Genomic DNA, 19,317 nt, shown 5'->3' with positions numbered 1-19,317 from the left:
TGGTCGGGCAGGCGGGCTCTTAGGTGTTGACCAGCTCGCGAAGCCTCTTGCCGACCTTGAAGAAGGGCACCCGCTTCTCGGGAACGCTGACGCTGTCTCCGGTCTTCGGGTTGCGGCCCTTGCGGGAGTTGCGATGACGGATGCGGAAGCTGCCGAAGCCGCGCAACTCCACCTTGTCTCCCTTGGCGAGGGCGTCGGTGATGTTGTCGAAGACGGTGTTGACGATCAGCTCCGTCTCCTTCTTGGTCAGGCTTGACAGCTTGGAGACTTCCTCGATGAGATCCGCTTTGGTCATGAGCCCGCTCCCTCCACGGGAACCCTGCCTTGGTCATCCAGCCATTTCGGTCAGGGTCCATACCCGACTTCGTGACCGTAGCATGCCCGGCGAAAGATTGTCAAGTAGAGCAGGGGTTTACGGCTACTGCATGAGGTAGAGGGGGGTGCGGATGCCCGACAGAACGGGCAGGAGCTGGCCGGCGGCGCCGCCAAGGCCCAGGCGGTTCTCCATCAGATCGCGGAAAGAGAACTTGCGGCGCGGATAGACGATCTTGGGCCGGCCGGGGATGTTGGCGAGCTTGGCCGCCGCCTCGATGGCGTCCTCGTAGCCACCGAGCTCGTCCACCATCTTGAGCGCCTGCGCCTGCTGTCCGGAGTAGATACGGCCGTCGGCGAAAGCAAGGACGTCCTTTCGCTCGAGCCCGCGGCCTTCGGCCACCGCGTCCACGAATTGCCCGTAGACATCGTCGAGAAGCGCCTGGAGGATCTGTCGCTCCTCAGGAGTCATCTGGCGCGAGAAGTTGCCCACATCCTTGAAGGCGCCCGATTTGATGACGACGTATTCCACGCCGACCTTCTTGAAGAGCCCCTGGAGGTTGGCCATCTGCATGACCACCCCGATCGAGCCCGTCAACGTGCCGGGATTGGCGTAGACCCGGTCACAGGCCGTGGCCACGTAATAGCCGCCGGAGGCCGCCACCGCCCCCAGCGAGGCGACCACGGGCTTGCCGGCCTTCCGGAGCCGCTGGATGGCCGAGAAGATCTCCTGGGTGGGCGCCACCACGCCACCCGGGCTATTGATGCGCACCACGACCGCCTTGACGGAGGGATTGTCACTGTGCTCGCGCAGATCGCGCACGGCTTGGCCGCCGTCGAGGATGATGCCCTCGATCTCGACGACGGCGACCTTGGCGCCGCCCGTGGGCAGCCCGTCCTCACTCACCGTGGCCATGAGGAGCCAGACCGTGCCCACGAAGAGCACGAGGATTCCCACGGTCAGCCCGATCGCGGTCAGGGCGATGCGGGCACGTGAGGTCATGGCTGCTCCTCCATGGCGCCCCTATTCCTCCTCATCCTCGAAATCGTCTCCGCCGCGACGCTTCCGGCCCTTGCCCCGCCCGCGGCCCTCGGCCTGTGACGGTTCCTCCATGATGGCGGCGGCCACGTCCTTGAGGCTCAGCCCGATGCGCCGCTCATTGGGGTCGACCCGGATGACCATGAGGGTGAGCTCGTCGCCGACATTGACGAGGTCCGACGGTGCAGCGATGGGGCGGTTCGACATCTGCGAGACGTGGAGCAGGCCATCGACACCTGGCTCCAGCTCGACGAAGGCGCCGAAGTCCGTCAGCCGCACGATCTTGCCGGTCACCCGCGAGCCCATGGGATAGCGCTGGGCCACGGACTCCCAGGGATCGGGCTGGATCTGCTTGATCCCCAGGGAGATCCGCTTGTTGTCCCTGTCCACGTTCAGGATCTGCGTCTCGATGGGCTGGCCCTTCTTGAGAATCTCGGACGGATGCCCGATGTTGCGGGTCCACGACATGTCCGAGATGTGCAGGAGGCCGTCCACCCCCGGCTCCAGCTCGACGAAGGCGCCGAAATCGGTGAGGTTGCGCACCTTGCCCTGCACGCGCTCGCCCGGCTTGTAGCGCTCGTCGATGGTCGCCCACGGATCGGCCTCCACCTGCTTCATGCCGAGGGAGATCCGCTTGGTGGCCTTGTTCACGTCCAGCACCAGGACATCGACCATGTCGCCGACATTGACGATCTTCGACGGATGGCGGACCCGCCGCGTCCACGACATCTCGGAGACGTGGACGAGCCCTTCTACCCCAGGCTCGAGCTCGATGAAGGCGCCGTAGTTGGTCAGGCTGACCACGCGCCCCTGCACCTTGGCTCCCACGGGGAAGCGCGCGTCGACGATGGCCCACGGGTCGGAGGACTTCTGCTTGTACCCGAGGGAGACGCGTCCGGTCTCGCGGTCGAAGTGCAGGACCACGACCTCGACCTGGTCGCCGATCTGGAAGATCTCCGAGGGGTGACCCACCCGCCCCCAGGACATGTCCGTCACGTGGAGCAGACCGTCGATGCCGCCCAGATCGATGAAGGCGCCGTAGTCGGTGATGTTCTTGACGGCGCCCGTGAGCACCATGCCCTCCGAGAGGACGGAGAGCGTGTGCTTCCGCTTCTCCTCCCGCTCCTCCTCGAGGACGGCGCGGCGCGAGAGCACGACATTGCCGCGGCGACGGTTGAGCTTGATGACCTTGGCGCGGATGATCTGGCCGAGCATGGAGCCCAGATTCTTGACGGGCCGGAGGTCGACCTGCGATCCGGGCAGGAAGGCGCGCACTCCCACGTCGACGGAGAGACCGCCCTTGACGACCTCCACCACCTTCCCCTCTACCGGCGTGCCGCTGTCATGGGACTTGGAGATGGCGTCCCACACCTTGATCTTGTCGGCCTTGTCCTTGGAGAGGACGATCAGCCCTTCGCTGTCCTCCTTGGACTCGAGGTAGACCTCGATCTCCTCGCCCACCTTGGGAAGGGTGCCCGCGTGGCGGAACTCCTCGATGGCGATGGTCCCCTCGCTCTTGTAGCCGATGTCCACGAGGACCTCGCTATCGCGTACCTCGACCACCCGGCCGCGGACGACCTCGCCTTCCTCGATGTCGCCCACTCCCCGCTTGAACCAGTCCTCCATGCTCTCCTCGGGGCCGTTGTCCACCTCCCTCTGCCCCCCTGCGAGGCCCCGCGACTCCCGGTTCTCCGTCTCCATAATCCGGTGCTTCCTCCCTTGATGGATATCGCCGGAGCGGCGGCTACCGGCCGCCCCTGACGTCGTGCTGCGACTGCCCGCTGCTCGCTGCCTGCGACTTGATGTCTTGCTCCTGCAACTGCGCGATGGCGCGCATCATCTCCTGCGCCGCCTCCCGATACCGCTCCTTCCGGGCCGGTCCAGGGTCGGGCTTGAAGTGTAGCGCGGGTCCGAAGCTCACGCGCGCCTTAGACCGGCGCGGCCACCAGCTCCCCCTGGGCAGCGCGTGCAGCGTTCCCGTCACATAGGTCGGCACCACCGGCGCCTCGGTCAGGACGGCCAGCATCCCGATGCCGGGCTTGCCCTCGCCCAACGAGCCGTCACGGCTGCGCGTGCCCTCCGGAAAAGCGAGAAGCGCCTCGCCCTCCTCGAGCAGCCGGGCGGCCGTCCTGAGCGCCTTCGGGTCCGATCCCTCGCGTCTCACCGGATGCGCGTTGAGATTCCGGATCAGCCAGCCGAAGCCGGGAATCCGGAACAGCTCCACCTTGGCCATGAAATGCAGGGTCCGCGACGTCGATGCCCCGATGAGGGGCGGGTCGAGCACGCTCTGATGGTTCGAGACCACCAGCACCGGCCCCGCGGCCGGCACATGCTCGGCCCCGCGAACCTGGAGGCCCAGCCACCAGCGCATCAGCACGACGGCGATCGGCTTCAGGATCGTGTACAGCATCGCGCCTGTTCCACCGCGTCGAGCATCCGCTCGACGACGGCCTCTGGAGAGAGCGCGGTCGAATCGAGCACCAGGGCGCCCTCGGGTCTGACGAGCGGCGCCAGCTCGCGCTCCATGTCCTGCCGATCCCGCTGCCTCACTTCGGCCCTGACCGTCTCGAAGGGGGCGGGAAGGCCGCTGGCCGCGAGCTCGTCGCGCCGGCGCCTCGCGCGCTCGTCGAGATCGGCGTCGAGGTAGAACTTCACCTCCGCCTCGGGACACACCACGCTGCCCGTGTCCCGACCCTCGAGCACCACCCCGCCCGCGCTGGCCAGCTGACGCTGGAGCGGGGTCAGCTTGTCACGGACCATCTGGAGCCGAGTCAAGCGGGAGGTCAGCATGCCCAGCTCGGGCGCCCGGAGCTCGCCGCTGACGTCCCGGCCATTGACGAGCACGCGGCCGCCGTCGAGGTCGACGGTGGTCTTCTCGAGCACGGACCGAATGGCGGATGGGTCATCCGCGGACACGCCCGCCTCTCTGACGGCCCAGGCCAGGGCGCGATAGAGAGCCCCCGTGTCGAGCAGCTTGAAGCCGAGCCGACGGGCGAGCTCGCGCGCGGCCGTGGATTTGCCGGCCGCGGCTGGTCCGTCAATGGTGACGACGGGCTGTCGCTTCAGGGCATCTCCTCGGCACACACCCGTCCCGCCAGGGCATTGATGGCCGCCACGAAGCCGGGATAGGACGTGTTGATGCACGCCGTGTCCTCGACCACGGTCTCCCCCTCGGCCATGAGACCCGCCACCACGAGCGCCATAGCCATCCGGTGGTCGCCGCCGCTTCCCACCGCGGCCCCCTGAAGCCGGATCCCTCCCTCGATGTCGAGGCCATCAGGCCTCTCGGCGATGCGGGCGCCCATGCGCCCGAGCTCGACGGCAATGGCGCCGATCCGGTCCGACTCCTTCACGCGGAGCTCCGCGGCATCGGTGATGCGGGTACGGCCGGCCGCGGCGCAGGCCGCCACGGCCAGGATGGGCACCTCGTCGATCAGGCGCGGAATGAGCTCGCCGCCGATCTGCGTGCCGTGGAGCGCGGTGCTGGACGTGGTCAGGTCGGCCACGGGCTCGCCGGCCGCGGCCGACGCGCCATGTCGCTCCACGCGCGCGCCCATCGATTCGAGCACCTCGAGGAGACCCGCCCGCGTCGGATTCGCGCCCACTCTGGCCACGGTCACTCGACTGTCCGCCACGAGGGCGCCCGCGACGAGAAGGAAGGCGGCCGACGAGATATCGCCGGGAACGGCCACGGCCTGGCCGCGAAGCTCGCCGCCCGGCGTGATCGTCACCGTGCGCCACTCCACGGACAGCCGAGCGCCAAAGCCGGCCAGCATCCGCTCCGTGTGATCACGGGACTGGGCCGGCTCGGTCACGCTGACGGGTCCATCGGCCCAGAGCCCGGCCAGGAGCAGAGCGGTTTTGATCTGGGCGGAGGCGACCGGCGAGGCATAGGCGCAGGCTCGCAGAGGCCGCGCCCCCCGCACGCCGAGGGGAAGCCGTCCCGCCTCCTGGCGTCCCACGAAGGTCGCACCCATGGCGGCGAGCGGCTCGGCCACGCGCTTCATGGGCCGCCGCCTCAGGGAGGCGTCTCCCGTGAGGAAGGTCCAGAAGGGCTGGCCCGCGAGGAGACCCAAGAGGAGGCGGGCGCTTGTTCCCGAATTGCCGCAGTCGAGGACGTCCTCGGGCTCGCGCAGGCCTAGGAGCCCCACGCCGTCCACGAGGTAGTGTCCGGGGCCCTTGCGCGTGACGAGCACGCCCAGCTTCTCGACGGCCCGGAGCGTGTTGAGGCAATCTTCGCCATCCAGATAGCCGGTGATCTCCGTGCGCCCGTTCGCGATGGCGCCGAGGAGGGCGGCCCGGTGGGAGATCGACTTGTCGCCGGGCACTTCGAGGGTGCCGGAGAGCCTCGTCACCGGCTGGACCCGTATCCTCATCCGAGCCGCTCCCGCATGGCCCGGATGCGCTCGAGCTCGGCATCGATGCGCGCGCGGTCGCCCGAGCGGACGAGCTCTTCCAGCTCCGTGAGGACTCCGCGAAAGACGGCCAGCGCCTCGGCCAAGGCCTCGCGATTCTGCTCGAAGATATCGCGCCACATCACGGGGTCGGAGGCGGCGATCCGCGTGGTGTCCTTGAAGCCGCGCGCGGCCACGTCGAAGAACTGTGGATCCATGCGGTCGACGGCGGCCACGAGAGCGTCGGCCACGAGATGCGGGAGATGGCTCACCGCGGCCACCGCGCGGTCATGGGTGGCGGGGTCGAGGCTCATGACGCGGCCGCCCACCGCCTCCCAGAACTCACTCGCGCGCTTGAGAGCATCGACGCCCGTGCGCTCGGTCGGGGTGAGGATGACGAGGGCCCCGCGGAACAGATCCGCCCGCGCCACGCCATAGCCCGCGAGATTGGAGCCGGCCATGGGATGGCCACCAATGAAGGCGAGCGGGCGCTCGGCGGCCAGGGCCTCGGCCGTACGGACGATGCGGGTCTTGACGCTGCCGACATCCGTGATGAGGGCGCCCTCGGCGGCGGCGCCCCAGACGGCGGGAAGCTGGGCGGCCAAGGTGGCCACCGGGGTGGCGAGGACGACGAGATCCGCCTCGGCCACGCCCTCGGCGATATCGGTGGTGATCCGGTCCACGGTTCCGTCGGCGAGGGCGGGCTCGAGGCTCGCCACGCGACGGCCCACCGCGACGATCTCCCGCGCGAGCGATTCCGCCCGCGCCGCCTTCGCGACCGAGCCCCCGAGAAGCCCGAGTCCGACGATGGTGAGCCGGCGGATCACCCGGCCTTACCCTCCGCGAGCACCTTCTTGAGCGCCTTGACGAGCCGGCGGTTCTCCTCCGGCGTCCCGATGGTGATGCGCAGCGCCGTCTCCATCCCGAAGCTCGACATGGGCCGGACGATGACACCCTCCTTGAGGAGCCGCTGGAAGATGTCGCTGCCCGACCGTGCCACGTCGACGAGGATGAAGTTCGCGCGCGAGGGGACGTACTTCACGCCCATCGAGGTGAACTCGTCGCAGAGGAAGTGCCGGCCCGCCTCGTTCATGCGGAGACACTCGAGGATGTGCGAGTCGTCCTCGAGGGCGGCGAGGGCGGCCACCTGGGCCAGGGAGTTGATGTTGAAGGGCTGCCGGATCCGATTGAGCAGGGCCACGCAGTCGGGGTCGGCCATGGCGTAGCCCACGCGCAGCCCGGCCAGGCTCGCCGCCTTGGAGAAGGTCCGCAACACCACCACCTTGCGCCCGTGCTTCATGAAGCTCAGGGAGTCCGGGAAGTCCGGGCCCTGCGCGAACTCGAAATAGGCCTCGTCGAAGATGACGATGACCTTGTCCGGCACCCGCGCCATGAAGGTCGTCACCTCTTCGGCGGTGACCACCGTGGCCGTCGGGTTGTTCGGGTTGGCCACGAACACGAGCTTGGTCATGGGGGTGATGGCGCGGGCCATGGCTTCCAGGTCCAGCCGGTGGTCCTTCAGCGTCACCACCACGCGAATGCCCCCCGCGGCCTGGACGATCATGGGATAGACGACGAAGGACGGGTGCGGGATCACCGCCTCCTCCCCCGGGCGCAGGAAGGCGCGGACGACGAGCTCGATGAGCTCGTTCGAGCCGTTGCCCATGATGATCTGGTCGGCCGCGAGCCCGTGGCGGCGGGCCAGGGCGATCCGAAGGTAGTGGGCGCTGCCGTCCGGATAGCGATTGAGATGGGTGAGGGCGTCGGAGATGGCCTTGAGGACACGCTCCGAAGGCGGCAGAGGATTCTCGTTCGAGGCGAGCTTGATTACATCCGTGAGGCCGAACTCGCGCTCGAGTTCCTCGATCGGCTTGCCCGGCTCGTAGGGGGCGATGCCGAGGATGTGGTCGTTGGCGATGGATTCCCAGGACACGGGCATGAGCGGCTCCTTAGGCGGCCGGGTAGGACCCGAGGATCTTGAGGAACTGACAGCGCGCCTTCACCTCATCGAGGACGGCCCTGACATCATCGGTGTCGCGGTGTCCTTCGAAGTCGACGAAGTTCACGTATTCCCACGGGCGCCGCTTGGTCGGTCGCGATTCGATCTTGGTCAGGTTGAGTCGCCGGGCCGCGAATGGCTGGAGAATGCTGTAGAGCACGCCCGGCTCGTTCTTCATGGAAAAGAGGATGGACGTCTTGTCACGTCCCGTTGGTCCCACCGCTCTCCGGCCTATGACCAGGAAGCGCGTGCTGTTGGAAGGGTTGTCCTCGATCCGCCGCCTGAGCACGGGCACGTCATAGGTGCGGGCGGCCAGCTCCGAGGCCACCGCGGCCACCGTGGGATCGTCCTTGGCGCGCTCGGCGGCGGCGGTGGTGGAGGACATCTCTTCAAGGCGCGCCTCGGGCAGGTGGGCGAGCAGCCACTGGCGGGTCTGGGCGAGCCCTTGGGGGTGGGAGCACACGATCTTGATCTCCGCGAGCTCCGTGGCCCGGGAGAGGAGATGCTGGCTGATGTCGAGCGTGAGCTCCCCCGTGATCACCGCCTCGGACTCGATGAGCCGGTCCAGGGTGATGTTGACGGGACCCTCGGTCGAGTTCTCGACGGGCACCACGCCGCACTCCGCGCGCCCGCGCTCGACCTCCTCGAAGACATCCGCGATGCTCCGCAGCGGAATCAGCTGGGCCGACGTGCCGAAGCGGCGCATGGCCGCCACGTGGGTGAAGGTTCCCGCGGGACCAAGGTAGCCGACGGGAAGCGGGTTCTCGAGCGCCAGCGAGGCGGAGAGGATCTCGCGCCAGACGGCGCGGAGGGCATCCGCGGTGAGCGGGCCGGTATTCAGGGCGAGCAGTCGCTCGATGAGCTGGGCCTCGCGCTCCGGGACAAAGTACGGCCTGTCCTGTTGCCTCTTGAGCTCGCCGATCTGGAGGGCGGCCTGCCCGCGCTGATTGAGGAGGTGGAGGATTTGTTCGTCGAGGTCGTTGATCCTGGATCGCCAGTCGTCCAGGTCCATAGAAGCTCCTGATGCGGATCTATCAGCGAATCCTGGCCAGTATAGGCGAAGCGACTCCCCCGCGCAAGTTCTCGAGGATCTCTCGCTCGGCGGCCGTGAGGGGGCGCGCCTTGCCCGCGGGCAGCGTGCCCAGCCGCAGCGGCCCGAACTGCACCCTGCGCAGGCGCACCACGGGGTGCCCCAGCGCCTTGCAGTAGCGCTTCACCTCCCGGTAGCGCCCCTCGGCGAACGTCACCCTGATCCACGTCGTGCGCGGCCCGCGCCGCAGGATGCGGACGTCCGCGGGCACGGCGGGGCCGTCCGGCAAGACCACGCCGCGTCGCCAGCGGCCGAGCTCAGCGGGGGACACGTGCCGCTCGACCTCCACCTCGTAGACGCGCGGGATCTCGTAGCGGGGATGGAGCAGTCGGTTGGCGAGCTCTCCGTCATTGGTGAGGAGGAGCAGCCCCTCGGCATCGTAGTCGAGCCGCCCCACGGGGAAGACGCGCGGCCCTCCCGAAGGCAGCAGATCGATCACGACGGGGCGGCCCTGCGGATCGGCCCGGCTCGTGACATAGCCGCGGGGCTTGTGGAGAAGGAAATACGCGTGCGCCTCGGCGCCCCCGAGGAGCCGACCGTCGAGCGTGATGTGATCAACTGCGGGATCGGCCTGGGCGCCGGGCTCGCGGCGCACTTCGCCATTGACGGCGATGCGGCCGGCGGCCAGGATCGCTTCAGCGGCCCGGCGTGAAGCCAGTCCCGCTTGAGCCAGTATCTTGCTGAGACGCGTCGGTGCCAGCGTTGCCCTCCCCGGCCGCGGCAAGCGGCGCCTCCGCTTCCTCGTGTTCGCTCTCGCCGCCCTCGGCGAGCGGCTCGGGCACGACGAGCTCCCCCTCGACCCTGGGCAGATCGCTCACGTCGCGAAGCCCGAAGGCCACCAGGAAGTCCCGCGTGGTTTCGTAGAGGTAGGGCCGACCCGGCGCCTCCTTGCGGCCGGCGATCCTGACCATGCGCCGGTCGAGGAGATTTTCGAGGACGGCTTCCGAGTTGACGCCACGGATGGCATCGATGTCGGGACGCGAGGCGGGCTGCCGGTAGGCGATGATGGCGAGCGTTTCCAGGGCCGAGCGTGACAAGCGGGAGCGCGTCCGGCTTCGGGCCAATCGGACGAGCCAGGGCGCCACCTCCGCGCGCGTCACCAGCCGATATCCCCCGCCCACCTCGATGATCATGAGGGCTCTCTCCTCGGCGTCGAGCCGGGCCTTGACGCGGGTCACGAGCGCGCGGGCCTCCTCGGCTGACCCGAGCTCCAGCACCTCGCGTATGCGGTCGAGTTCGACCGGTGTCTCCGAGGCGAACAGCAGGGCTTCGACGATGTCGATGGGCTCAGTCATTCGCGATGTCTCCAGGGGCCGGCTCCGCGCCCTCAGGGGCGTGGCGAGCGGCCGCGTCGGTGGTTGGGCCCTCGATGACGATCTCGCCGAAGAGCTCGGCCTGGTGCGCGCGCGCCTGCCCCAGGCGTACCAGCTCGAGGAGGGCGAGGAGCGTCACCACCCACTCCGCGCGCACGCGCTCTTGCCCGGCCACCGACGAGAAGAGGATGGACCAGGTATTGCGCAGGAGCTCCAGGATCTCTCCCATGCGCTCGAGGATGGACAGCGGGTTCGGCTCGATCTCGCGGGGCGTCCGTCTCTTCTGCTCCTGGATGAGCCGCGTGATGGCCCGCTCGAGGAGATGGACGGAGAGATCTTCAAGAGGGACGTCTTCCGGGGGCGGAAGCTCGGCCACCGTGCGGCCGTAGAGGAGGGCCTGCTCCGCCTCGCGCTCGCCGAGCCAGGCTCCGAGGGCCTTGACCCGCGCGTACTCGCGCAGCCGCGCGGCCAGCTCCTGGCGCAGGAGCTCGCCTTCTTCATCGAGCTCGTCCGGCGGCGCGTCGGGGTCGGGGGGCAGGAGCAGCTTCGACTTGAGGTAGATCAGGGTCGCGGCCATGACCATGAAGGCCCCGGCCGTCTCCAGATCCTGGAACTGCACGGACTCGAGGTGCGCCAGGTACTGCTCGGTGATGGCGCGGATGGGCAGGTTGGCGAGGTCGACCTCATTGGTCCGGCACAGGTGAAGCAGGAGGTCGAGGGGGCCGACGAAGGACTCGACCCTGACGGTCAGTCCTTGCGACTCTTCCGCGGTGTCGATGTCTGTTGTCATTTGGTAACGGGGGCCCAGAAATGGCCCCCGTACTCCCCCAGCCACGAGTTCATCGGTCGGCGGGGGGCCCAGAAATGGCCCCCGTACTCCCCCACCCGTGTGTTCATCGCGGCTCCAGGTTGATCACTGATCTGACCTCCTCCATGGTCCTCTGGGCAAAGGCGCGGGCGCGGCGAGAGCCCTCGTAGAGAATCTCGACGATCTCGCGCGGCTTGGCCGCGAAGCGCTCGCGGGCCTCCCGGATCTTGGCGAGCGGCGGGATCATGTGCTCGAGCAGCACCGCCTTGCAGTCGAGACAGCCTATGCCGGCGGTCCGACAGCCGGTCGCGCAGGCCTCGCGCTCGGGCTCCGGGGTGAAGATCTTGTGCAGGTCGAAGACGGGGCAGATGTCGGGGTTGCCGGGATCGCTCCGACGCTTGCGCGCGGGATCGGTGACCATGGGCTTGACCTTGGCCCTGATCTCCTCCTCCGTGTCCGACAGGAAGATGGCATTGCCGAGAGACTTCGACATCTTCCGGCCGTCCGTGCCCGGCACTTTGGGGATCTGGGTTAGCTTCGCCCCCGGCTCCGGAAAGATGGCCCGCTTCCAGGTGTGGTTGAAGCGCCGGGCGACCTCGCGCGTCAGCTCGATGTGCGGGACCTGATCGACGCCCACGGGCACCCAGTGCGCCTTGTACATCAGGATGTCGGCGGCCTGCAGGAGCGGGTATCCCAGGAGGCCGTAGGAGGGGGATTCCAGCCCGAGCTGCTCGACCATCTCCTTGAAGGTGGGCACCCGCTCGAGCCAGCCCAGCGGCGTCACCATGGAGAAGAGAAGGTGCAGCTCGGCGTGCTCGGGCACGAGCGATTGGATGAACAGCGTGCTGCGCTCGGGATCGAGCCCCGCCCCGAGCCAGTCGGCGGCCATCTCGATGGTGCTCTCCGGCGCCTGTCCGCTGTTCTCCGGATCCGTGGTCAGGGCATGCCAGCTCGCCACGAAGAAGAAGCACTCGTAGGAATCCTGGAGACGCACCCAGTTGTCGAGGGCGCCCAGATAGTTGCCGAGATGGAGATTGCCCGTCGGGCGCATGCCGGAGAGCACCCGCTGCTTCGCCGTCATGGCGTTCCCGGCTCGCCGCGGCCGGCCCGGCGCGCTTCCCAGGCCTTGGCCATGCGCAGGAAGACGTAGTTGGCGTAGAGGACGGCGAGCACGAAGCCCCGCCAGCCGTCGAGGAATCCCATCTTCACCACGTACATGGAAAAGAACCGCCCGAAGGGACGCAGGGTCAGGTCCGCCCAGCGCGGACGGCGTCCCCGTCTCATCAGCTCGACGGCGGCCAGGGTGGAATAGCGGTTGGAGCGGGCCACGAAGTCCTCGAGCCCGCGATACGAGTGATGCAGAAGGGGCTCGGCAAGCGCCTCCACGTGGCCGTCCACCGTCACCGACTCGTGGACCGCGCTCTCCACGAAGCGTCCTCCGCCCCGGCGGAAGAGGCGCAGCTGATAGTCTGGATAGAGCCCGCCGTGACGCACCCACGCCCCCCAGAAGAGATTCTTTCGCGGGATGGAGTAGCCGTCGGCGGGGCCGTCCGTCATGAGAATGCGGCGAATGCGCTCTCGCAGCTCGGGAGAGATTCGCTCGTCGGCGTCGAGGGAGAGTACCCACTCCCCCGTGGCCTGCTCGAGGGCGAAGTTCTTCTGGGCCGAGAAGCCGGGCCACGGCCGCACCCAGACCTTGTCCGTGAACTCGCGGGCCAGCTGGGCCGTCTTGTCCGTGGACTCGGCGTCGACCACCACGATCTCGTCGGCCCCGCTCACGCTCTCCAGACACTCGCGGAGTCGGGCCTCCTCATTCCATGCAATGACGGTAACGCTCAGCCGCTTCACGCCGGAGCCTCGAGCATCTCGCGGGCCGCCTCGAAGACCCGGGCCGGCGACAGTCCGGCCATGCTGCGATCGGGACTCTCGAGTCCGCGGCAGCGCGGGCCGAAGGGGCCATTGCGGTCGGCGCGCGTGGGACCGAAGAGCCCGAGGGCGGGCGTGCCGAGGGCTGCGGCCAGGTGAAGCGGGCCGGTGTCATTGGCGATCATGAGCCGAGAGCGGGCGAGCAGGGCCGTCAGCTCACCGAGGTCGGTGGGGGGTGCCATCAGGGCTGAGCCTCCCGGCAGCTCCAGCCCGATCTGTCGCGCCATGTGCGCCTCGTCCGGTCCCCAGACGAGGAGCACGCGGGCGCCCGCTTCGGTCACCAGGCGCTCGGCGAGGGTCCGGAAATGAGCGACGGGCCATTGCTTCTCCAGGCGACCCGCGCCCGGGTTGATGGCGACCAGACGATCGGCGGGCTTGACGCCCTCCTTGCCCAGAAAGTCGTCCATACGTCGCTGGGCCTGGGCGGGCACGGGCACGTGGAACTCGGGCGTCGCGGTCGCGATGCCGAGCGGCTCCAGCAGAGCCAGGTACTGCTCGACGATATGCGTCGCGGAGTCGGGCGGCCTTACGCGGCGATTGGTGAAGAGCGCGTTCCACCGCTCCCGGCAGTGTGACGCGCTGAAGCCGATGCGCACCGGCGCGCCCGTATACGCGGTGAGGAGGCCGGACTTGAGCAGGCCCTGGAGATCGATGGCCACGTCGAAGCGCGCGCCCCGGATGCGCGTGCGCAGACGGCCCACCTTGTCCCAGACCTGTCGCATACCGGCCGGACGCCTGATCAACCGTCTCCAGAGGCGCGTGTCCACGGGCAATACGGCATCGAGGTCCGGGTGATCGCGCAGGATGGCGTACTCGCGCGCCTCCACGATCCACGTCAGCTCGGCCTCCGGCAAAGCCCGGCGCAGCGCGCGCGCCACCGGGAGGGCATGGATCACGTCGCCGAGGGAAGACAGCTTGACGATGGCGATGCGTCCGTGGGAGGCCCGCGCACCCGATGAAGGCGGGCTCATCGACCGGACCGTCCGAATCGCTCGACGATGGTGCGGATGAGATCCCGGGTGGCGTGGCTCTTCGGATCGCCGGCGATGGCCACCCGCCCGCCCGCGGCGAGCACGGCGGCCCGCTCGGGCACCGTCTCCATCGTGTAGTCCGTGCCCTTGGCGTGGATGTCGGGCCTGAGGGTGGCGACCAGCCGGTCGGCCGTGTCGTCGTCGAAGATGACGACCGCGTCGACCGACTCGAGGGCCGCCACGATCTCCGCGCGCTCGGCCGCGCTCATGATCGGGCGGCCCGCGCCCTTGAGACGAGCCACCGAGGCGTCCGAGTTGACGCCCACGAGGAGCGCATCGCCCAGGGCGCGCGCCTCTCGGAGATAGCGGACGTGCCCGACGTGGAGGAGATCGAAGCAGCCATTGGCCAGAACGAGACGCTTACCCTCTCCGCGCCAGCGCGAGGCCAGCCCCTTGGCCTCCTCAAGGGCGAGAAGCCGTGTCATCGCCCGCCAGTGATTCGAGCAGCTCGCGTGGGGTCACCGCCGCCGTGCCCCGCTTCATGACCACGACGCCCCCTGCCACATTGGCCAGCCATGCCGCCTCCGCGGGGGCGGCTCCCGCGGCCAGGGCCGTGGTGAAGGCGCTGATGACCGTATCGCCCGCGCCGGTCACGTCGGCGATCTGGTCGCTGCCGTGTATGGGGATCCACGTCACCGGACCTTCCCGTTCGAGGAGGGCCATCCCGCGGCTGCCCCGAGTGATGAGAAGATAGCGCGCCTCGAGCCGCTCGAGCACGACCCGTCCGGCTTTCTCGAGAGACGGCTCGTCGCCCAGCTCCGCGCTCGCCAGCGTCTCGACCTCCGGCTCGTTCGGAGTGGCGGCGGTGACGCCTCGGAAGCGGGGCAGGTCATAGCGGCTGTCTACCGTGACGAGCAGGCCGCGACGACGCGCGATCTCGCTCACGGCCTCGAAGACCCTGGGCGTCACCGTCCCATACCCGTAGTCAGAGAGGAGAAAGGCATCCGCCCGCGCGCCCGCGGCGCGGACACGCTCGACGATCTCTCCCTCCACGTCCCCGGGCAGCGTCGACTCGGGCTCGCGGTCGAGCCGGACGACTTGTTGCCGGGTGGACTCGTAGCCTCCCGCCATGATCCGCGTCTTCACCGGCGTCTCCCGCCGGTCGGTCAGAACGACGCCGTCGGTCGGTATCCCCGCTCCGGCGAAGAGGCGCGTCAGCTCCTTGCCCGCTTCGTCACGACCGAGGACACCCACGGGCGTGGCCACCGCGCCCAGCGCACGGACATTGTCGGTGGCATTGGCGGCTCCGCCCATGCGCACCTCGCGATCCGTGAAGCGCAGGATGAGGACGGGGGCCTCGCGCGAGATGCGCGCGGGCTTCCCGTAGAGGTATTCGTCGGCGATGATGTCGCCCACCACGACCACGCGCTTGCCGGCCAGGGCGGGAATCAACTCGCGCAGCCGTCTGAGGGGAAGCATCAGCGGGCGAGCGCCCACTCCACGGCGTCCAGGAGATCTTCCGCGACGTGGTCCGGTTTCACGCCCCACGCCTCCCGCCGGTGCTCGAATTCGCCGCGGCCATAGCCGGTGAGCACCAGCACACCGGCCGCCCCCGCGGCCTGTCCCGCCGCGACGTCCGAGGGCTTGTCGCCGATCATCACCGAGCGTCCGAGGTCGAGATCGAGGTCGGCGGCGGCGCGCAGGAGCATGCCGGGCCGCGGCTTGCGGCAGTCGCAATCGCGCCGGTAGGGTGGCGCGCCCGCGCTCGGGTGATGCGTGCACACGTAGAGCGCGTCGAGACGTGCGCCGTGCGTGGCGAGCTGGCGCACGAGCTCGTCGTGTACCGCGCGGAGCACTTCTTCGGAAAAATAGCCGCGTGCGATGCCGGCCTGATTGGTGGCCACGACGGCGGGGATCCCCGCTTTGTTGAGCGCGCGAATGGCCTCGGGCGTTCTCGGTAGAACCCGCACACGGCTGGCGTGATTGATATACCCCATCTCTTCGATGAGGCACCCGTCCCTGTCCATGAACACCGCCGGGTGCCCGGAGGTGAGGGCAGGCATGTGAGGCAGTGTAATCCTCGGAGCCGGAATCTTCAATGTAAATCGCTGGTTAGTCACTCGAGGGGGGCGCGTCGGTACATCGTCAGCGCCTGAGGCTGAGCCAGAGTCCAGCCAATCGCTCGACCTGAGCGTCGAAGGTGAACGGGAGGGCCGCGGCGCGGGCCGCGGCGGCCAGCTTTGTTGGATCAGCCTCGCGGAGAGAGCCCAGGGCAGTGGCAATCGCCGCGGCTTCCGCCTTGTCGACGACGGCCCCGCTTTCCCCGGGGACTACTGCTTCGGCGCCCCCCGCCGCGCGGCTCGTGAGGACCGGTACCCCCGAGGCCAGGGCCTCGAGATGAACATTGCCGAAGGGCTCGTACAGGGCGGGAAGAGCCAGGACGTCGGAGGCGGCATAGAGCCGCTCGACGTCGCGCGTCGGAGCGCTCCAGCTGATCGCCTCGCTCATCCCCAGGCGCTCGGCCAGAAGTCGATACGGTTCCGTCCGCCCCCTGCCCGCCACCAGCAGTCGCGCGCGCCCATCACGAAGGGTGGCCAGCCCTTCGATGAGGGGACCAAGGCCCTTGCGCTCGAAGCCGGAGCCGATGAAGGCGATGAGCCACGTCTCCTCGCTGATGCCGAGGGCCCGGCGCGTCGCGGCCCGCCAGCGCGCCCGATTGTCGGGATGGAAGCGGTCGAGGTCGACGCCGTTGTAGACGGTGGTGACCGCCTGGGCGGGAGTCTGGTAGAGCCGTTGAATCTCCTCTTTCCCCCGGCCCGAGATGGCGACCACGTGCCTGGCGCTTTGTAGCCTGAAGATCCGCCGTTCCAGCCATAAGAGGAGCCGATGATGAGGACTTACTTGAGGGCCGGTTCGCCCCATGGCATCGAGGTATGCCCGGTGGCTCCCTTCACCGGCGCGGTACACGTCCTGGACAAGGCACCGCTCGTGGCTCTGGACGAGATCGTATCCTCCCGAGCGCGCCGCGCTTCGTGCCTGAAGGGCGAAGGAGAGCTGTCGCAACACGGAGGGCTGACCGAGGATGGAAAGCGGCCGGACGGTGATCCCGCGCACGGGCGGCTGGGCGCGCGTGGAGATGAGATCGATGTCGTGCTCGCCGCGCCGGACGAGAGCCGACAGCAGCCCGGCCGTGGCCGTCTCCACCCCGCCATGGAACGAGAAGGGCCGGCAGATCAGGGCGATCTTCACCGGTGGCCTCTGGCCCGCTCCATCACCTGCGCGATGAGAGGAAAGAGATCGCGCCGAGCCGAGAGGAAGCTGTACCGCTCGACGCAGCGCTCCCGAGCGCGCCGCGCCAGGGCGGCCGCCTCTCCAGGGTCGTCGAGGAGGCGGGCGATGGCCCCGCCGAGGGCCGCCACGTCTCCGGCCTTGACGAGGAGCCCGCAGCCTTCGAGGATCTCGGGGATCATGGACACGCGCGTGGACACGATGGGCCGGCCGAGCGCCATGGCGTCGAAGAGCTTGGCCGGCACCTGGCCCCGTGTGTCCGGCGTGTCGCGCTGGGGCACGGCGACCACGTCGGCGGCCGAGAGAAAGCTCGGGATCTCCTCGAAGGCAATGGGCGGAGCGAGACAGATCCCCGGGAATCGCCGAACGAGATCCCGACCGAGGACGCTCTCGGGAAGCGTGCCGACCACGGCGAGCCGGACGTCCTTTCGTCCGAGGCCGGCCACGGCCGCGCCGAGATCATCCAGGCCCTTGTACCCTCGCGGGGTGCCGAGGAACATCACCACGCGCTCGTCACCGATGCCGAGCCGGCGGCGAGCCTCGACGGGCGAGCCCGCGCCCGGCTTCCACTCATCGGTGTCCCGGACATGCGGCAGGAGGGTGCCGCCGAACCGCTGCTGGAGAAACCTCGAAGCCACGGTGATGCCGTCGGCGAGCCCGGTCAGACGCTCCGTGAGCCAGGTCCACGGCAGCCCCTTGGGGTTTCCAAAGTTGAGCGCTCTGCCCAGAGTCCCGAGGGGTCCGGAGCGAAGATAGAACCCGACTTCCCAGTCGTCGATATCCAGGAAAAGCGGCCCCCGTCTTCCCAGGACCCGCTTGAGATAGCCGATGCCGGCGCTGCCCAGCCGCGTCTTGGACGCGTAGAGGAGATCGCCATCGGCCCGCCGGGCGAGCTCGGCCATGGTCATGAAGAAGCCGGGCAGGCGGCGCTCGGGCACACCCGAGTAGCACACCGATCCTCCGGCCACGGGCGCCCACGGGGCGGCGCCTGAGCGGGGGCCGATGACCTCGACCTCTCCGAGCGGAGCGAGCAGACGGGCGAGGAGATCGGCTCGTCCTGCCGCGTTGTCGGAAAGGTCGAAGCAGAGGACGGAGATCTTCATTCAGCCGGCGAGCAAGTCGCGGTAGCGATCGACGAGCCGTTCCGCGACGCGGGCGCTGGTGAGCCGGGCATGAGCGAGCTGACCGGCCGCCTGGCCCAGCTCTGCGCGAAGCGCTGGGTGCTCCAGCAGCCTCCCCATGGCGGAGGCAAGCTCGGGAGCGTCGCCGCCCGGCACGAGTAGCGCGTCGCGGCCATCCGTGAGGACCTCGGCGGCCACCCCCACCCGGCTCGCCACCACCGCGCGCCCGGCCGCCAGATACTCGAAGAGAGCGCGCGACATTCCGTCCGACTCCAGCGGCGGGTAGAGGGCGACGTCGAGCGCGGCCAGGACCCCGGCCGTATCTTCGACGAATCCCAGGAAGGAGGCGCGGTCGGAGAGTCCTGCCGCATCCACGGCCTGGCGGATGGCGGCTTGGAAAGGCCCTTGCCCCGCGAAGACAAGATGGAATCGGCGCCGATCCGAGGCGAGCCGTCTGGCTGCCTCGACCACGAGGCCATGCCCCTTCATGATCCTGAATCCGGACACCATCCCGATCACCACCGCTCTTTCGTCGATGCCGAGCTGTCGCCGGAGCGCCGTCGAATCGGAAACCGGCCGGAAGCGGTCGCCATCCGCTCCCCCGGGCATGGACACGACGCGGTGAACCGGAGTCAGGCCACCGGCTCTGCACTGCCGCGCGATGGCTTCGCTGACCGTGATCAAGAGATCGGTCGCGTGTCCGTAGAGCCAGCGATTCAGGGCATGGGGCCGGAGCGGCTGGACGATGTGGCGCGTTCTCACGAGCGGGATTGATTTCGCGCGGAGCCGATTGGCGAGCGCGGCGAGCCAGTGCTCCTTGCCACGATGAACATGGACGAGATCCGCCCGTTCGAGCCGAGCGCGGAGACGCCGGATATCGCTCGGATCCCCTAACGGGCGCAAGCCCGAGCCCAGGGAGAGGGTCTCTATCCTCGTCACTCCCTCCCCTCGGGCTCTCGAGATCACGCGCTCTTCGCTGCCGCGGCGACAGATGAGGGTGGCCTCATGGCCGGCTCGGTCCAGCTCGTGACACATGCGGGCCGCCCAATACGCATC

The 19,317-nt window shown here is 68.9% G+C and carries 21 protein-coding genes; all 21 read right to left on the bottom strand.

Annotated elements, in window-relative coordinates; genetic code table 11:
- Nucleotides 1–19 precede the first annotated feature (19 nt).
- Nucleotides 20–295, bottom strand: coding sequence for an integration host factor subunit beta (locus VGT00_03325; GenBank protein ID HEV8530431.1), 276 nt, complete (start codon nucleotides 293–295; stop codon nucleotides 20–22).
- Nucleotides 296–418: 123 nt separating this feature from the next.
- Nucleotides 419–1,315, bottom strand: a complete 897-nt coding sequence (sppA, locus tag VGT00_03320) for a signal peptide peptidase SppA (GenBank protein ID HEV8530430.1) — start codon at nucleotides 1,313–1,315, stop codon at nucleotides 419–421.
- A 21-nt stretch (nucleotides 1,316–1,336) separates the two neighbouring features.
- Nucleotides 1,337–3,001 (bottom strand): 30S ribosomal protein S1, encoded by a 1,665-nt coding sequence (locus VGT00_03315; GenBank protein HEV8530429.1) that lies wholly within the window; start codon nucleotides 2,999–3,001, stop codon nucleotides 1,337–1,339.
- A gap of 94 nt (nucleotides 3,002–3,095) precedes the next feature.
- Entirely contained in the window at nucleotides 3,096–3,761 is a 666-nt protein-coding gene (locus tag VGT00_03310; protein HEV8530428.1) for a lysophospholipid acyltransferase family protein, read from the bottom strand.
- Nucleotides 3,743–4,435 (bottom strand): (d)CMP kinase, encoded by a 693-nt coding sequence (gene cmk, locus VGT00_03305; GenBank protein HEV8530427.1) that lies wholly within the window; start codon nucleotides 4,433–4,435, stop codon nucleotides 3,743–3,745. Before cmk ends, VGT00_03310 begins: the two co-directional genes overlap by 19 nt.
- Nucleotides 4,414–5,727: a 3-phosphoshikimate 1-carboxyvinyltransferase gene (gene aroA / locus VGT00_03300; protein HEV8530426.1), complete on the bottom strand. Its 1,314-nt coding sequence runs from the start codon at nucleotides 5,725–5,727 to the stop codon at nucleotides 4,414–4,416. The genes cmk and aroA overlap by 22 nt, the downstream gene beginning before the upstream one ends.
- On the bottom strand, nucleotides 5,724–6,572 hold the full coding sequence (locus VGT00_03295) for a prephenate dehydrogenase/arogenate dehydrogenase family protein (GenBank protein HEV8530425.1): 849 nt from the start codon (nucleotides 6,570–6,572) through the stop codon (nucleotides 5,724–5,726). The genes aroA and VGT00_03295 overlap by 4 nt, the downstream gene beginning before the upstream one ends.
- Entirely contained in the window at nucleotides 6,569–7,684 is a 1,116-nt protein-coding gene (gene hisC, locus VGT00_03290) for a histidinol-phosphate transaminase (protein HEV8530424.1), read from the bottom strand. The genes VGT00_03295 and hisC overlap by 4 nt, the downstream gene beginning before the upstream one ends.
- Before the next feature lie 10 nt (nucleotides 7,685–7,694).
- The gene (pheA, locus tag VGT00_03285) at nucleotides 7,695–8,756 is read right to left on the bottom strand and encodes a prephenate dehydratase (GenBank protein HEV8530423.1); all 1,062 of its coding nucleotides are present in this window, start codon (nucleotides 8,754–8,756) and stop codon (nucleotides 7,695–7,697) included.
- 22 nt (nucleotides 8,757–8,778) lie between these two features.
- Nucleotides 8,779–9,558 (bottom strand): pseudouridine synthase, encoded by a 780-nt coding sequence (locus VGT00_03280; GenBank protein HEV8530422.1) that lies wholly within the window; start codon nucleotides 9,556–9,558, stop codon nucleotides 8,779–8,781.
- Nucleotides 9,470–10,129: an SMC-Scp complex subunit ScpB gene (scpB, locus tag VGT00_03275; GenBank protein ID HEV8530421.1), complete on the bottom strand. Its 660-nt coding sequence runs from the start codon at nucleotides 10,127–10,129 to the stop codon at nucleotides 9,470–9,472. The genes VGT00_03280 and scpB overlap by 89 nt, the downstream gene beginning before the upstream one ends.
- Nucleotides 10,122–10,937, bottom strand: coding sequence for a segregation/condensation protein A (locus tag VGT00_03270; GenBank protein HEV8530420.1), 816 nt, complete (start codon nucleotides 10,935–10,937; stop codon nucleotides 10,122–10,124). Before VGT00_03270 ends, scpB begins: the two co-directional genes overlap by 8 nt.
- Nucleotides 10,938–11,040: 103 nt before the next feature.
- On the bottom strand, nucleotides 11,041–12,036 hold the full coding sequence (gene trpS, locus VGT00_03265; GenBank protein HEV8530419.1) for a tryptophan--tRNA ligase: 996 nt from the start codon (nucleotides 12,034–12,036) through the stop codon (nucleotides 11,041–11,043).
- Nucleotides 12,033–12,803: a glycosyltransferase family 2 protein gene (locus tag VGT00_03260; protein ID HEV8530418.1), complete on the bottom strand. Its 771-nt coding sequence runs from the start codon at nucleotides 12,801–12,803 to the stop codon at nucleotides 12,033–12,035. The genes trpS and VGT00_03260 overlap by 4 nt, the downstream gene beginning before the upstream one ends.
- Nucleotides 12,800–13,852 carry a lipopolysaccharide heptosyltransferase I gene (gene waaC, locus VGT00_03255; GenBank protein HEV8530417.1) on the bottom strand — a complete coding sequence of 351 codons (1,053 nt, stop codon included), beginning with the start codon at nucleotides 13,850–13,852 and terminating at the stop codon, nucleotides 12,800–12,802. The genes VGT00_03260 and waaC overlap by 4 nt, the downstream gene beginning before the upstream one ends.
- Complete coding sequence (locus VGT00_03250; GenBank protein ID HEV8530416.1) at nucleotides 13,849–14,337, bottom strand: adenylyltransferase/cytidyltransferase family protein; 489 nt, start codon at nucleotides 14,335–14,337, stop codon at nucleotides 13,849–13,851. The genes waaC and VGT00_03250 overlap by 4 nt, the downstream gene beginning before the upstream one ends.
- Nucleotides 14,315–15,331, bottom strand: a complete 1,017-nt coding sequence (locus VGT00_03245; GenBank protein ID HEV8530415.1) for a PfkB family carbohydrate kinase — start codon at nucleotides 15,329–15,331, stop codon at nucleotides 14,315–14,317. Before VGT00_03245 ends, VGT00_03250 begins: the two co-directional genes overlap by 23 nt.
- Nucleotides 15,331–15,915: an HAD family hydrolase gene (locus VGT00_03240; GenBank protein ID HEV8530414.1), complete on the bottom strand. Its 585-nt coding sequence runs from the start codon at nucleotides 15,913–15,915 to the stop codon at nucleotides 15,331–15,333. Before VGT00_03240 ends, VGT00_03245 begins: the two co-directional genes overlap by 1 nt.
- Nucleotides 15,916–15,997: 82 nt before the next feature.
- The gene (locus tag VGT00_03235; protein ID HEV8530413.1) at nucleotides 15,998–17,101 is read right to left on the bottom strand and encodes a glycosyltransferase family 4 protein; all 1,104 of its coding nucleotides are present in this window, start codon (nucleotides 17,099–17,101) and stop codon (nucleotides 15,998–16,000) included.
- The gene (locus VGT00_03230) at nucleotides 17,098–18,243 is read right to left on the bottom strand and encodes a glycosyltransferase (GenBank protein HEV8530412.1); all 1,146 of its coding nucleotides are present in this window, start codon (nucleotides 18,241–18,243) and stop codon (nucleotides 17,098–17,100) included. The genes VGT00_03235 and VGT00_03230 overlap by 4 nt, the downstream gene beginning before the upstream one ends.
- The gene (locus VGT00_03225) at nucleotides 18,244–19,296 is read right to left on the bottom strand and encodes a glycosyltransferase family 4 protein (protein ID HEV8530411.1); all 1,053 of its coding nucleotides are present in this window, start codon (nucleotides 19,294–19,296) and stop codon (nucleotides 18,244–18,246) included. It abuts the gene before it with no gap.
- Between the last annotated feature and the right edge of the window lie 21 nt (nucleotides 19,297–19,317).

The sequence above is a fragment of the Candidatus Methylomirabilota bacterium genome (genome assembly GCA_036002485.1).
Lineage (GTDB): Bacteria > Methylomirabilota > Methylomirabilia > Rokubacteriales > CSP1-6 > AR37.
This window is presented reverse-complemented; position numbering and strand designations above follow the sequence as displayed.